Below are 14417 nucleotides of genomic sequence, written 5' to 3'. Positions count from 1 at the left end.
GCCGTGTTCGGAAACGAACCGGCCGTTTCGGTGTTGCCGCGGCGCATAACGCGCTCGTCATAGCACGTTTTTCAGCTTTCGCACATAACCGGCGCGAATGATCAGGAAGTAGACGATCTGAATCGCGGCGAACGATCCGAGTACGAGCGCCGATTCCTTGACGAGATTCGCGTTGAACGTATTTTGCAGCGTGTTGAGTGCGACCGCGCCGTGTATAAGCGCCACGACGATCGGCACGAAGAACAATAGCCCGATTTGCGTCGATACGATCTTCGACAGCTCTCCTTCGGTCAGACCGAGCTTGGTAATGGCGCAGTACTGGACGCGATCGTGCTCCAGATCGGCATAAAGGCGGAGATACAGGAAGCTGCCGGCGGCGACGAAGAAGACGGCGCCGATGAAAAGGCCGGTGAGCAATATTTGCCCGAACGATTGATGGAGCTGGTTCAGCTCGTAGGCGCGCGCCATGAAGCTGTGATGTTCGCCGTTCCGCTGCAGTTGCTCCATCAACCGCTTGACTACGGCCAGGGTCGACGGCCAATCCTCCACGTCGTAAACGTACGATATGGAATCGTCGTCCGAAGCCGGCTGCGCCTCGTATGCGGCGTCGGGAACGACGAGCACGTCCGCATACGTGATTTGCGCTAATGATGCGGGCATCGCCGCGCTTTCCCGGATGTCGAGCACAGTGCCGTCCCGCATCGGGAAGCTGTCCGGCATTGGACCCGTCTCTTCTCCGAAATTCACATTTTCGGGATAGAACAGCAGCGCTTCCCGTTCGCCGAGCGGCGCCCGCTCGCCCGTCAGCCGTTCGTAATCCGTCGCCGGAATGAGGGCGAAGCGCCGGACTTTCTCTTCGTCCAGTGCATATTTTTTGCGGATGACATACGGCTTGTAGGCGATGCCGGCTTCCGTCAGTTCGCGTTCGATCAGCGCCGTATGCCGCTCCTGCTCTTTATTTCCGGCGTAAGATTCGTATTTCATGGCGGCGGTCGATGCCGACACGAAACCCGACAAGAACGATTTCAGGCCGACCAGCGTGCCGATGGCGCAGAAGGCGACCGTCGAAATAATCGCGACCAGAAAAAACATGCGGGCATTGTCTTTCATCCGGTATGCCAGATCGGATAGTGTAATCATATTCGTCTTGCTGCGGTACAACGATTGCCTGTTCTTCAATTTGTAAATGATGTAGACGCTGAGCTGCGTGAACAGGAAGTAGGTGCCGACGCTTACGACAATGGCAACCGGCAGCAGCGCCATCATCACGACGACGCCCTTGACGACGAACGCGGCGATATATCCGGCTGCGAGCAGCGCGGCGGCAAGAATGGCCAGGCCGGCGGAAGCTTTCGGCTCCGGTTTCGGCTTGGCCGAACCTTTCAGCAGATCGATTAAGGTGCCGCTGCGCAGAATGACCGCCGTGAACAGCGAGATGAAAACGAACAGCAGCGCGAATGCCGCAAATGTAAACCACGCCGCCCTGACCGGCCAATAGAAGGCGAGAGGCTGTTCCAGCGCCAGAACGGAGGTGCCGAGCATCAGCATCCCTTTGGAGAGCAGCAGCCCGGTTCCGATGCCGGTAGTCGTCGAGGCCAGTCCGATCACGACATTTTCCAGAAAGACGAGCCGCCTCAATTGCAGGACCGACATTCCCAGCATCATGACGATGCCGAATTCCTTCTTGCGCGATTTCAAAAAGGCGCTCATCGAATACAAAATAAAGAAGAACGTAAAGATATAAATAATATACTGCGAAACGTCCATGCTCGTCTGCGCGCCTTTACCCCAATTGCCTTGCCCGGAAAAGTCGAGCTGCGGATGGAAGGCCAGCATCGAGTAGACGAAAAATATCATGACCGAAAATGCGCAGCTGAAAAAATAGGCGGCATACAGACGCATGTTGCGGAAGACGTTTTTAACCGCGAATTGCCGAAAATTCATCTTCCGTCCCCCCAATGGCGGACAATACGCCCATAATTTCCTGGAAAAACATTTGCCGGCTGCCCGACTTCCGCAGCTCCCGATAAAGCGCCCCGTCCTTGATAAAAATGACACGGTCGCAATAGCTGGCCGCTTGCGGGTCATGGGTAACCATCATCATCGTCGCTCCTTCTTCGCGGTTCAGCATCTGCAGCGTCTCCAGCACGTCCTTCGCCGCTTTCGAATCGAGGTTGCCCGTCGGCTCGTCGGCCAATATAAGCTTCGGATCGTGAATAATGGCCCGCGCGATCGCGGTGCGCTGACTTTGGCCACCCGATATTTCATAGGTCCGCTTGTTCAAGATATGGGCGATGCCGAGCTTCTCCGCAATCCGGTGCACTCTTGCGTCCTGCTCTTTGACACTGACGTTGTCGAGCGTCAGCGGGAATATAATATTTTCCTTGACCGTCAACGTTTGCAGCAGATTGAAGTCCTGAAAGACGAATCCGAGCTCCCGCCGCCGGAAGAGCGCGAGCTGCCGCTTGTTCATCCGGTTCGTCTCCTTCCCGTCGATGATCACTTGCCCGGAAGTGGGCTTGTCGATCGTGGAGACGACGTTCAGCAAGGTCGTTTTGCCGCTTCCCGACGGCCCCATAATGCCGACGAACTGTTCTTTCGGCACCGTCAGGCTCAAATTGGACAGCGCCTGATACGCGATTTTGCCTTCATAGACTTTGGATACGTTTCGTACTTCCAGCATGGTTCGATACACGCTCCTTCTAGCTTTCGGTTTATGGACCGTTTGCTTATAATGTACCTGTTCGGAAGGATACGAGCCATCGAACCGGCTTACAGAAACCTTTCAATTTTGCAAGGAACGTTAAACCGTTGTTTCGCTTGGAGGTAAGCCGTGTGGACTCGAAGAAAGGCGTATTCGCTCGAGGTTAGTCGTGTTCGCTCGAAGTAAGGCGTGTTCACTCGAAGTAAGCCGTGTTCGTTCGAAGTAAGCCGTGTACGTTCGAAGTAGCGGTGTTCGTTCGAAGTAAGCCGTGTACGTTCGAAGTAGCGGTGTTTGCTCGAAGTAGCCGTGTTCGTTCGAAGTAAGCTGTGTTCGTTCGAAGTAAGCCGTGTACGCTCGAAGTAAGGCGTGTTGGTCGAAGTAAGGCGTGTACGCTCGAGGTAAGCCGTGTTCGTTCGAGGTAAACTGTGTTCGCTCGAAGTAGCCGTGATCGCTCGAAGTAGCGGTGTTCGCTCGAAGTAGCCGTGTTCGCTCGAGGTAAACTGTATCACTCGAAATAAACCGCATTCGTTCGTAATAAATTCTATTCGGCGGTTAGGAGGTGTGGATGGAATATGAGGGAACTCGTGGGGGAATGCGAGGTCTGCCGCAAAGAAATTTACTGCGAGGACGGATTTCTGAACGGCAGACTCGATGAAGGCGGACGGCTCACATGCTTTGCATGCGCGGAAGCGCCAGCCGCACCGGACGCGCCGGACGCGCCGGACGACCCGAACGTACGGTGAGCCGAACGCGCCGAACATACCGGACACATCGGACGACCCGAACGTACGGTGAGCCGAACGCGCCGAACATACCGGACACATCGGATGATCCGAACGCACAGACGCACCAGGCGCACCGGCCGCATCGAACGCACGGGACGCACCGGACGACCCGAACGTACAGTGAGCCGAAACAAAGTGGTTGTCCCTAATGTTCATGGTCCGTTTGTCAGCATAGTGTGCGAGGGAGTATTCGTGAAGTTTCTCCGGCTCAAAACCAATACTGCAAAAGTGCAGCTTTTTCCCCCTATTGACAGCTCGGACGCTTAAATTCCTGCGATAATACAGTATTTTTGGTCTCCAAGCGACATGTAAGGCGGAAGTGATCAAAAAATCCTGCACTTTCGCAGTAATTTGAGCCAAAGACATCTGTCAGGGGCAAAAATCCTGCACTTTTGCAGTATTCACCGCTCTTCGGCTGTTACCGGCGGCCCCTGCCCCGTCGGAATGGGGGCGCTCGGCTATCGCCAGTGACATCGGTCTGCTGGCATAGCCATCTTAGGCTACCACCGGTGACATCGCGGCCCGCTGGCATAGCTATCCTTGGCTATCGCCGGTAACATCAGCCCGCTGGCATAGCCATCTTGGGCTACCACCGGTGACATCGCGGCCCGCTGGAGCGGCCCAACAGCAACATTGTCGCGGCGGCCACTCTTCCGCCTCAATGTCCGGTGGCGGACAAGACAGACCGCTATAAGACAAAAAAAGAAGGGGCGATCCCTAGGTCATTCAAGACCTTTTGAGACAGCCCCTGTGGAAATTCAATTATGACGACGTACCTTCTGGCTTCGTACCTTCTGGCTTCGTACCTTCTGGCTTCGTACCTTCCGGCTTCGCACCTTCCAGCATGCGCTGAATAAAGAGCAGCGCCTTGTCCGGATGCTTGGCGTCGGCGCGAATGGCGGCTATCATCTCTTTGGAGACGACCGGTATACTTTTGACGAGCGGACTGCCGCTAATATCGATGCCGTAAATATGATCGGTGGTGTCTTCCGAGGAGCGCGTTTTGAGCGCCGCCGCTTCCGAAGGGAGCAGCGGTTTCAACGTTTGCTCGTAGGCTTCGTCCAAAGGCTGGAACAGCTGCTGCCTCGCCAGCTTGGTGAAACTGTTCCGGTCGAGAATATAAACGTCGCTTTTTTCCGTCATCAGCATGACAACCGCCTTCTGCGTCGCGGCGATGTCGAACTCGTTTTTCGGATCGGACGGATCGTAGGTAATCTGCGCGCCGATCCGCTTCCATTCCGGAAAGAAGGAGAGCAGGGCCGCTTCCAGTTCCTCCGTATCCTGATTCTGATTGTTCAAGTAAAAATCCCCGTGAAACATGACCGATACGTCGATCGGCGGCTTCTTCGCTTCTTCCGCTTTTTGCGCCTGCCGCTCCAGGTAGCTGTTGACCGCAAATCCGATCAGAATGACGGCGACCAAAGCCCCGAGCAGGTGGAACTTGTAGTAATGGAAGAAATGGTCCAATTTTTCCGCCGTGCCGGCCATCTTTTTATATTTTCCATATTGAGATTGTTTGAATTGCTCCTGCGCTTTCCGTTCGTCATATTCGATAATGAACTTGTAAGCCCGGTTAACTGCTTCGAAATCGACGGCGTTGCCGCCGGCCTCTTCATGGTCGCGGCGGGCTCCTTGGGCGCGCGCCTGCCGCATGAGCAGGTAGTAGCGTTTCTCCACTTCTTCCTTGGTCGCGTTTTCAGGCAGGCCGAGAGTAGCGTACGCTTGCTTCAGGTCCTCCAATGCTGTCACCTCTTTGTTAAAACTGTCCGGATCTACGTATCCATGAATCCGTTTTCGCCCCGCAACAGGGCGTGTTCTTGGCTGTCATTCGGCGGTGCAAATCTAACTACTAACATTCTATACTCTCTATTACGGCGATACAAGCGAACGGATTCGCAACTGATTTGAGTTTGACAATTCTGAATTATTCAAATATTATAAGTAATAAGCTTAATTTCCGGTTATGGACCGGAAAGCGGGGGAACCAAGTCTTCCGGGGCGAATCGTGCCGCTTCATGCGGCCGTAGGGAACCATCTATCCCGAGCCCGTCAGCTAACCTCGTCAGCTTTGGATGGGTCGAATAATGTATTGGTGCGTATTTGACCCTTTACAGGGTCTTTTTGTTTGAGGAGACCCGTACACACATGCTGTGTAAGGGTCTTTTTTCATTCAAATGAAACAAGAGGAGGGAGAACGAACGATGGCTCAACCGAAGTATATTACCGACATCGATAAATTGACGAACATCCCGGCGGAAGAAAGAGCGAAACTGAAGCGCATTACGGACAAATTTGTTTTTCGGGTCAACGATTACTATCTGGGTCTGATCGACTGGAACGATCCTCACGATCCGATTCGCAAACTTGTCATTCCGAATGAAGGGGAACTGCTGGAATACGGCCGCTGGGATGCGTCAGACGAGGACACCAACTATGTCGTCCCGGGGTGTCAGCACAAGTACAAAACGACCGCGCTGCTCATCGTATCCGAAGTATGCGGCGCTTACTGCCGGTACTGCTTCCGCAAACGGCTGTTCCGCAACGACGTGAAGGAGGCCGTCACCGACGTCGAACCGGGCCTCGCCTATATTTCCGCCCATCCGGAAATCAACAATGTCCTGTTGACCGGGGGAGACAGCCTGATTCTGGGAACGCCGAAGCTGCGGTCGATATTGTTGCGGCTGCGCGATATCGATCATGTGAAAATCATACGGCTCGGCTCCAAAATTCCCGTGTTCAATCCGATGCGGATCTACGAGGACGAAGCGCTGCTCGCGACGATCCGGGAAGTGTCGAGTTCGGACAAAAGAGTGTATGTCATGACGCATGTCAACCATCCGCGCGAAATAACCGAGGAAGCGGTCCGGGCTTTTGCCGCCTTGCACGACGCAGGCGCAGTCGTCGTCAATCAGACGCCGATCCTGAAAGGGATCAACGACGATCCCGAGGTGCTGGGAGAGCTGCTGGATCGATTGTCCTGGGCCGGCGTAACGCCCTATTACTTTTTCGTGAACCGGCCTGTTGCCGGAAACCGCGATTTTGTTCTCCCTCTGGCCGAGGTATACAGCATCGTAGAGAAGGCGAAAGCGAGAACCTCCGGACTCGGCAAACGGGTGCGTCTGTCGATGAGTCATACATCGGGGAAAATCGAAATATTGGCTATCGAAGGAGGAAAGGCTTATTTGAAGTATCATCAATCGCGGGATAACCGTTACGGCCGTTTCATGGTTTTGGACTGTCCCGATGACGCGGCATGGTTCGACGATTTGCCCGGCAACGAAAAGTATTGGCGCAAACCGATTAAAAAAACGGATCGTGTCGTCTCCGTGAACGAATTGCCCGATATGCCGCTCAAAACGTTCAAAAGAGGTTCCGCATCGCGTCAATGGTATGCACGCCGATAAATTTATCGCCGCCATAATGCTTTGCTTATAATCGATGAGAGGCTCCTTCGGATCGGAAATCCGGGGGAGTTTTTATTTTTCGGTCATATAACGGGCGGCCGGAATGCCAAACGTTTTCGAAACCGAAAGGCAGCCAATTCTTGAGCGACGTTCGTTTTTGCGGTATGATATTCTTGTATACAAGAATGCAAGTGCTTGAAGCGCTTAAAAAGAAGAGGCTGGCTGGCAAAATACATCGCGCAGGAGGTGACAGATTCGTGCTGAAGCTTACGCCGCTGCCGCAGCGCCCCGTCCGCAAATCGCTGGGCGACCAGGTGTACGAGACGATTCGCGCCGGCATCGTTTCGCTGCAGCTTGAACCGGGAACGATGATTTACGAGAACGAAGTGGCCGAATTGCTGCAGGTCAGCCGCACACCCGTCCGGGAAGCGATCCGGCTGCTCGTGAGCGAGCGGCTGCTGGATGTGCTGCCGCAGCGGGGAACGAGGATCGCGCCTATATCGCAGCGCAAGGTGGAAGAAGCGAAATTCATCCGCGAGCATCTGGAGCTGGGCGCCTTTCGCCTCGTCGCGAAGCAGTGGCGTGACGGAGACCGCACGGCCGCGGAACGGGCGATTATGGACTTGTTCGACAGACAGCAGGAGGCGGCCGCCGCAGGCGATCCCGCTTTGTTCCTGCAGCTTGACGAAGATTTTCATCGCGTCGTGCTGGAGATGACGGACAATGCGACGCTGCTTCAGGTCATCAACCAGATGCGCGCGCACCTGAACCGCATCCGGTTTCTCGCCATGCGGGAATACCATTACATGGAGCAGACGCTGGAGGAGCACCGCGGCTTGCTGGCCGCCATGCAGGCGGGGGATGAGGAGCTGACCGCATCGAGGCTGAAGCGGCATATCGGGAAGCTGGACCGTGAACTGCCGGAGCTGCGGGCGAAGTATCCGCAGTATTTTGTCGATTGAATCGAGGGGAGATGTGGACGAATGCGCATGGTGTTTCGTTGGTACGGGGAAGGGAACGATACCGTTACGCTGAAGCAAATCAGGCAAATTCCCGGCGTCGAGGGCGTCGTTTGGGCGCTGCATGACGTGCCGGCCGGTGAAGAGTGGCCCATGGACAAAATATTGGAAGTCAAACGGCAGGTAGATCCGTACGGGCTGCATCTGGAAGTGGTTGAAAGCGTTAACGTTCATGAAGATATCAAGCTCGGACTGCCGACGCGCGACCGGTACATCGAAAATTACCAGAGGACGATCGAGAAACTGGCGACCGTCGGCGTCAAGACGATTTGCTACAATTTTATGCCGGTGTTCGACTGGACCCGGACTGAGCTGTTCAAGGAAATGGAGGACGGCTCGACGGCGCTCTTTTTCGAAAAGGCAAAAATCGATAACATGGACCCGATGGAACTCGTACGGCGCATCGCCTCCAATCCGGACCTGACGATGCCCGGCTGGGAGCCGGAGCGGCTCGGCCGTCTCTCCGAGCTGTTCGAAGCGTACAAGGGTGTCACGGAGGAAGACTTGTGGCGCAATTTGCAGTACTTCCTCGAGGCGATTATTCCGGTGGCGGAACGCAGCGGCATCCGAATGGCCATCCATCCGGACGATCCGCCGTGGTCGATTTTCGGATTGCCGCGGATTGTGACGTCGCAGGCCAACATTCGCCGCCTGCTGAAAATGGTCGACCATCCGAACAACGGCGTTACGCTGTGCAGCGGCTCGCTCGGCGCGAATCCGGAGAACGACATCCCGGCGATGGTGCGGGAATTTGCGGACCGGATTCCGTTCGCGCATATTCGCAACGTGCGGGTTTATCCGAATGGCGACTTTATCGAGACGTCCCACCGGAGCTGCGATGGCACCGTCGATATCGCCGAAGTTGTCAGGGCTTATCATGAAATCGGATACACCGGTTATGTCAGGCCGGACCACGGCCGGCATATTTGGGACGAGAAGTGCCGGCCGGGTTACGGTCTGTATGACCGGGCGCTCGGCATTATGTACTTGTGGGGCGCATGGGATGCGCTGGAGCGAAGCAAACGGGGGAATGCGTAAATGACGATACCGATTCACGACAATTTGCGGGGCAGAACGGCCGTCATTACCGGAGGCAGCGGCGTGCTGTGCGCGGCGATGGCGAGGGAGCTCGGGCGGCATGGCGTGAAGGTGGCGATTTTGAACCGGACGGCGGAGAAAGGAGAAGCGGTCGCCGAAGCGATCCGCCAAGCCGGCGGGGAAGCGATCGCGGTCGCCTGCGATGTGCTCGACAAGGAGAGCGTCGTCCGGGCGGAGGCGGTCGTGTCGGAACGGTTCGGTCCGTGCGACATACTCGTGAACGGAGCGGGAGGCAACGATCCGCGAGGCAATACGACGAACGAGACGTTCCGTCCGGAAGATGTGGAAGACGAAGCCGTCGTCAGCTTCTTCGACCTGAGCGTCGAAGGCTTCGGCCGCGTTTTCAACCTGAATTTCCTCGGCACCTTGATCTCGACGCAAGTGTTTGCGCGCAAGATGGTCCGCCGCCCGGGCGCCACCGTCATCAATATGTCGTCGATGAGCTCGTACAGCCCGATGACGAAGGTGCCGGCCTACAGCGCGGCCAAGGCGGCGATCAACAATTTCACGCAATGGATGGCCGTCCATATGGCCGATGCCGGCATCCGGGTCAACGCGATCGCTCCGGGATTTTTCCTGACGGAGCAGAACCGGCGGCTGCTGACGAACGAGGACGGTTCCCTTACGGAGCGATCCCGCAAAATCTTGACGCATACGCCGATGCGCAGATTCGGAGAGCCGGCCGATCTGCTCGGCACGCTCATCTGGCTGGCCGACGACAGCATGTCCGGCTTTATAACCGGCATTACCGTTCCGGTCGACGGCGGATTCATGGCGTATTCGGGCGTGTAGCGCGCAAGGGCCGGGCGGACGGCCCCATCGTCTGGGCCGGATTCGTCGGACACCGGGCGTCAGACTGGCCCGTCAGCCCCGGCCCGTCGGGACACGGCCGTCAGGACCGGTACGCGGCAATCGCCGGCTCGCCAAGGCGGCGGGAAGAATGCCGTTCGATCAAGCGGGTATCGACGGCGATCTTGGTCGCGACCGGGTCGCCCTCCTCGATCGACCGGATGACGAGCTCGACGGCCAGTCTGGCCATCCCTCCTACTCGACATGGACGGTCGTCAGCTCCGGCGTGACGATGACCGATTCCGAAATATTGTCGAAGCCGACGACAGCTCCTGAAGAGCGGCTGCTCGTAATATTCCCGAAGCACGTTGCCCGAATTGACGAACGCCAGAAACTTCAGCGATCTGTTCGCCGACTCGTCGGGCGCCGCCTTCGCTTTGTGAATGTAGCCGCTCTCTCTCTCAATCTGCAATATCCGTTCTCGGTTTTCGGGCCCGATGCCCGGCTTGCCGTTGAGCGCCAGCGACACGGCTGATTTCGATACGCCGGCAAGCTTCGCGATGTCCTCCATTTTCAAGCGATTTTTGTTCCTCGCTTCCATTTTGCTTCATCATTTAAGCGCACATAGCGGGCTTATCTTTTATCCGCTAAACGGGATCTCCGCCTGCCAAAGTCGGCGAAGCCGTTTACGCTTGGTTTAGTAAGTTTAGTTTATACGCAATGGAGCTCCAAAAGCAAGCGTCGATCCGATTTTCCCCAAAAAGTATGGGTTTCATTTACTAAAAATGTTGAGATACCATGGGTCCAGGAAGGTTAATTGGAGATAGTTAAGACCCAGATAAAACGGCGGTTTCGAGCTGGTATAATATGAACTAAACAATTGAACACCCTCCGTTTTCATGTTAAAATGAACCGAAAAGACTAAACTATTTTATTTGAGGTTTAGATGTAAACAAAAGATACCCAAAGTAAAGATGCCCCACTACAAGTCCGGGCTGTACTCTTCTATACTGGTGGCGACAGGAGGAGGGTACTATGCCGAACAGAACGAAACGGTTTCGCCGAAACGGCCAACTGCATCTGATGCTGGTGCCGGGTCTTGCCATGATCGCGCTATTCAGCTATTTGCCGATGGCCGGGCTCGGCATCGCCTTTCAGGATTTCAATCCGATCGTCGGCTTTGCCGGCATGAACTGGAACGGATGGGACAATTTCGCCTACATGCTGGCGCTCCCGGATTTTGCGCCGGCCGTCCGGAACACGATCATCATCTCGTCGATGAAGATCGCGGCCGGCATCGCCGTCCCCGTCGTCGTAGCGCTCATGCTGAACGAGGTGCGCTCGACGCTGTTCAAGCGCTCCGTCCAGACGGTCATTTATATGCCGCACTTCTTCTCGTGGGTCATTCTCGGCGGCATCGTCATCGACGTCCTGTCGCCGAGCGAAGGCCTCGTCAATACCGCAATCCGCTTCCTCGGCGGGGATGCGATTCCGTTCCTTTCGAGCAACGACTGGTTCCGGTATGTGCTCGTCTTCACCGACCAATGGAAGGAGTTCGGATTCAGCACGATCGTCTATCTGGCGGCGCTTACCGCGATCGATCAGGGGCTGTACGAAGCTGCGGTCATGGACGGCGCCGGCCGGTGGCGCCAAACCTGGCACATTACGCTCCCGGGAATCCGGCCGATCGTCGTGCTGATGGGCACGCTCAGTCTCGGGAACATTCTGAACGGCGGCTTCGACCAAGTGTTCAACCTGTACAACCCGATGGTGTACGAGACCGGCGACATCCTCGACACGCTCGTCTATCGGATCGGCATCGTACAGACGCAATATGCGGTCGCGGCGGCGATCGGGCTCATCAAATCGGTCGTGTCGCTCGTCCTGATCGGCCTCGGATACTGGCTGGCCTACCGGTTCGCGAAATACCGGATCTTTTAACGGAGGGGGGCATCGGGATTATGCATTTCTTGTCTCGCGGATACAGGACGTTCCTCGTCCTCAACAACGGCATGCTGGTCATCCTTACGCTCCTGTGCCTGCTTCCCGTCGTCAACGTGCTGGCGGTCTCCTTCAGCTCCAGCGCGGCGGCGAGCGCGGGTCAGGTGGCGCTCTGGCCGGTCGATATTACGTTCAAATCCTACGGTTACGTGCTGCAGAACGGCCAATTCACGACTTCCTTCATGAACAGCGTGGCGCGGGTTGCGGTCGGCGTCGTCATCAGCGTCGCCGTGACCGTACTGGTCGCCTACCCGCTGTCGAAGGAGAGCGCCGTCTTCCCGCAGCGCACGATGTACGCCTGGCTGTTCGTCTTCACGATGCTGTTCAGCGGGGGGATCATTCCGAGCTATCTCGTCGTCAAGGAGCTGCACCTGCTCGATTCCATCTGGGCGCTCGTGCTGCCGACGGGGGTTCAGGTGTTCAACATCCTGCTGATGCTCAACTTTTTCCGGGGTCTGCCGAAAGAGCTGGAGGAAGCGAGCCTGATGGACGGAGCGAGCCACTTCGCGACGCTGGCGCGGGTCTATCTGCCCGTCTCGCTGCCGAGCCTCGCGACGATCGTGCTGTTCACGCTCGTGCTTCACTGGAATTCCTGGTTCGACGGAATGCTCTATATGAACGATACGGATAAATATCCGCTGGCCACCTATTTGCAATCGATCCTGAACAAAACGTCGATCCCGCAGACCAATTTGACGGTGGAGGAAGCCCGGATGCTGCAGGACGTGTCGAGCCGAACGCTTCGCGCGGCCCAAATCTTCATCGCCGCCTTGCCGATTCTGGCCGTCTACCCGTTCCTGCAAAAATATTTCGTGAAGGGGTTGGTGCTCGGCAGCGTGAAGGGTTAAGCTTAGGGAAAAAAAACAAAGGCGGCTGATTCATGCGCACCGGGTGGAATTCCTTATTCGTCAAGATGCTGCTGATGTTCTTTGTCCTGATCGTTCCGCTCTACGGGCTCGGCGTCTGGTTTACGAGCGACAGCTCCAGACAGATGCGGGCGGAGATCGAGCGCTCCAACGAATCCGTCCTGCAGTTCCACTATTCGAATCTGGAATTCGAATTGTCCAAAATGAACAGCCTGCTCCTGGAGTATTCGTTCGACGGGGAGCTGTCCGATTTCAGCGCGATGGCGCCGATCATGTCCAACTACGAGATCGCCCGCAGGCTGAACAGCATCTGGCTCAAGCTGCGCCAGATGCAGTCGAGCAGCCCGTACATAGAGGATGTGCGCTACTACCTTCCCGCGCTCGGCAAAGTCGTCTCGGCAAGGGGCGGGGTGTCGGACAGCCGCGCGGAAGATTGGCGGGGGCTCCTGGCTACCGGAGCGAGTCTGAGCGAAACGGTGACCGAATACGGGGGCGGGTACTATTTGGCCAAATCGCAGCCCGACCTGCTCGATCCGTCCGCCGCGCCGAATTTTTTGCTTGTCGTCGAGCTTTCCCGCGGGGAGCTGATCCGGCAGCTCAGGAGCATCCGGAAGGAGGCGGAAGGCGGCGCCTTCCTCCTCTTCGGAGAGAGCGGAGGCGCCCTCGTGTCGGACGAGTCGGTGCGCGGCGAGCTCGCGTCTTACCGCCCGGCGGCCGGCGCGCGGACCGGGGAGATCGTCCGCACCGAGACGGACGACGGCTATTATTATGCGGCGGCGGACGACGCCTACCAGTTCCGTCTCGTCAGCTACGTCCCGAAGGATGCGCTGTTCAAGCCGATCCGGCGCTATTCGTTCCGGATGCTCGCCCTGACGGCCGTATCGTGCGCGCTGATCGTCGCGTTCACCTACGGGCTCTACCGGATCATCCACCGGCCGCTGCTGAAGCTGATTCGGGGATTTCGGGCCGTGGAGCGGGGAGATATGACGAAGCGGATCGCGCATCGAAGCGGCGACGAGTTCGAATACTTGTACGGCCAGTTCAACCTGATGCAGAGGCGGCTCCATGCGCTCATCGAAGAGAACTACCTGCAGCGCATCCGCACGCAGGACGCGGAGCTCAAGCACCTGCAGTCGCAAATCGCGCCGCATTTTTTGTACAACAGCCTGTTTACGATCAAGCAGATGGCCGAGCTCGAAAACGTCGACGCCATCAAGGAGTTCTCCGACTATTTGGGCCGATATTTCCGGTTCATGACGCGCGATTTCAACAAGGAAGTGACGCTCGGGGAGGAGATGGACCATTCCGTGGTCTATCTGCGCATTCAGCAAATCCGCTTCTCGAACCGGATTGTCGTCGAGGCCGAGCCGCTGGAAGAGAGGTACCGTCCGATCCGGGTGCCCCGCATCATTCTGCAGCCGATACTGGAAAACGTATTCATGCACGGCCTGGCGCAGAAGGCTTCCGGCGGCGTGCTGCGCCTGACGCATCGCGAAGAGGCGGGGACGCTTGTCGTCGCGGTCGAGGACAACGGCGCCAAGCTGACGGACGAGAACTTGCGGCGGCTGCGGGAGAGGCTGGCCGGCGTGCCCGCATTGCCGGACTGCGAGACGACGGGGCTGTTCAACGTGCATCACCGGCTCAAGATCCGCTTCGGACCGGAATACGGACTTGCGTTGTCGAGAAGCACGCTCGGCGGACTGCGCGCCGAAATCCGGCTGCCCTCACAACCTGAAACAAAGGACTGACGC

The 14417-nt window shown here is 56.8% G+C and carries 12 protein-coding genes and 1 riboswitch; of the genes, 8 read left to right on the top strand and 4 right to left on the bottom strand.

The window, feature by feature from the left end; genetic code table 11:
• Positions 1 to 57: 57 nt before the first annotated feature.
• Positions 58 to 1944: an FtsX-like permease family protein gene (locus ABEV74_RS04535; protein WP_430143720.1), complete on the bottom strand. Its 1887-nt coding sequence runs from the start codon at positions 1942 to 1944 to the stop codon at positions 58 to 60.
• A complete protein-coding gene (locus ABEV74_RS04530) occupies positions 1919 to 2683 on the bottom strand; it encodes an ABC transporter ATP-binding protein (RefSeq protein ID WP_062493639.1) in 765 nt (254 codons plus the stop codon). Before ABEV74_RS04530 ends, ABEV74_RS04535 begins: the two co-directional genes overlap by 26 nt.
• A gap of 593 nt (positions 2684 to 3276) precedes the next feature.
• Between ABEV74_RS04530 and ABEV74_RS04525 the strand changes: the two genes are divergently transcribed.
• Positions 3277 to 3447 carry a hypothetical protein gene (locus ABEV74_RS04525; protein ID WP_430143719.1) on the top strand — a complete coding sequence of 57 codons (171 nt, stop codon included), beginning with the start codon at positions 3277 to 3279 and terminating at the stop codon, positions 3445 to 3447.
• 804 nt (positions 3448 to 4251) lie between these two features.
• On the opposite strand, the gene ABEV74_RS04520 is transcribed toward ABEV74_RS04525, so the two are convergent.
• Complete coding sequence (locus ABEV74_RS04520; protein ID WP_430143717.1) at positions 4252 to 5229, bottom strand: J domain-containing protein; 978 nt, start codon at positions 5227 to 5229, stop codon at positions 4252 to 4254.
• A 197-nt stretch (positions 5230 to 5426) separates the two neighbouring features.
• A riboswitch (cyclic di-AMP (ydaO/yuaA leader) is annotated at positions 5427 to 5573 on the top strand.
• Positions 5574 to 5690: 117 nt separating this feature from the next.
• Between ABEV74_RS04520 and ABEV74_RS04515 the strand changes: the two genes are divergently transcribed.
• The 4 genes from ABEV74_RS04515 (at position 5691) to ABEV74_RS04500 (ending at position 9802) form a co-directional block, all read left to right on the top strand.
• Positions 5691 to 6893 carry a KamA family radical SAM protein gene (locus ABEV74_RS04515; protein ID WP_430143716.1) on the top strand — a complete coding sequence of 401 codons (1203 nt, stop codon included), beginning with the start codon at positions 5691 to 5693 and terminating at the stop codon, positions 6891 to 6893.
• A 257-nt stretch (positions 6894 to 7150) separates the two neighbouring features.
• Positions 7151 to 7855 carry a GntR family transcriptional regulator gene (locus ABEV74_RS04510; RefSeq protein ID WP_430143714.1) on the top strand — a complete coding sequence of 235 codons (705 nt, stop codon included), beginning with the start codon at positions 7151 to 7153 and terminating at the stop codon, positions 7853 to 7855.
• Between the two features lie 21 nt (positions 7856 to 7876).
• Positions 7877 to 8950, top strand: a complete 1074-nt coding sequence (uxuA, locus tag ABEV74_RS04505; RefSeq protein WP_062493632.1) for a mannonate dehydratase — start codon at positions 7877 to 7879, stop codon at positions 8948 to 8950.
• Positions 8951 to 9802: an SDR family oxidoreductase gene (locus tag ABEV74_RS04500; protein WP_430143713.1), complete on the top strand. Its 852-nt coding sequence runs from the start codon at positions 8951 to 8953 to the stop codon at positions 9800 to 9802.
• Positions 9803 to 9902: 100 nt separating this feature from the next.
• On the opposite strand, the gene ABEV74_RS04495 is transcribed toward ABEV74_RS04500, so the two are convergent.
• Positions 9903 to 10370 (bottom strand): LacI family DNA-binding transcriptional regulator, encoded by a 468-nt coding sequence (locus ABEV74_RS04495; protein WP_430143749.1) that lies wholly within the window; start codon positions 10368 to 10370, stop codon positions 9903 to 9905.
• Between the two features lie 464 nt (positions 10371 to 10834).
• Between ABEV74_RS04495 and ABEV74_RS04490 the strand changes: the two genes are divergently transcribed.
• From ABEV74_RS04490 to ABEV74_RS04480, 3 genes are read left to right on the top strand one after another with little or no spacing between them, the layout of a single operon-like run.
• Positions 10835 to 11740 carry an ABC transporter permease gene (locus ABEV74_RS04490; protein ID WP_430143711.1) on the top strand — a complete coding sequence of 302 codons (906 nt, stop codon included), beginning with the start codon at positions 10835 to 10837 and terminating at the stop codon, positions 11738 to 11740.
• Between the two features lie 20 nt (positions 11741 to 11760).
• On the top strand, positions 11761 to 12648 hold the full coding sequence (locus tag ABEV74_RS04485; RefSeq protein ID WP_430143710.1) for a carbohydrate ABC transporter permease: 888 nt from the start codon (positions 11761 to 11763) through the stop codon (positions 12646 to 12648).
• A gap of 32 nt (positions 12649 to 12680) precedes the next feature.
• Entirely contained in the window at positions 12681 to 14414 is a 1734-nt protein-coding gene (locus tag ABEV74_RS04480) for a sensor histidine kinase (protein WP_430143708.1), read from the top strand.
• The last annotated feature ends 3 nt before the right edge of the window (positions 14415 to 14417 follow it).

It is taken from the genome of Paenibacillus cisolokensis, from assembly GCF_050481165.1.
GTDB classification, from domain to species: Bacteria; Bacillota; Bacilli; order Paenibacillales; family Paenibacillaceae; genus Paenibacillus_AH; species Paenibacillus_AH cisolokensis.
This window is presented reverse-complemented; position numbering and strand designations above follow the sequence as displayed.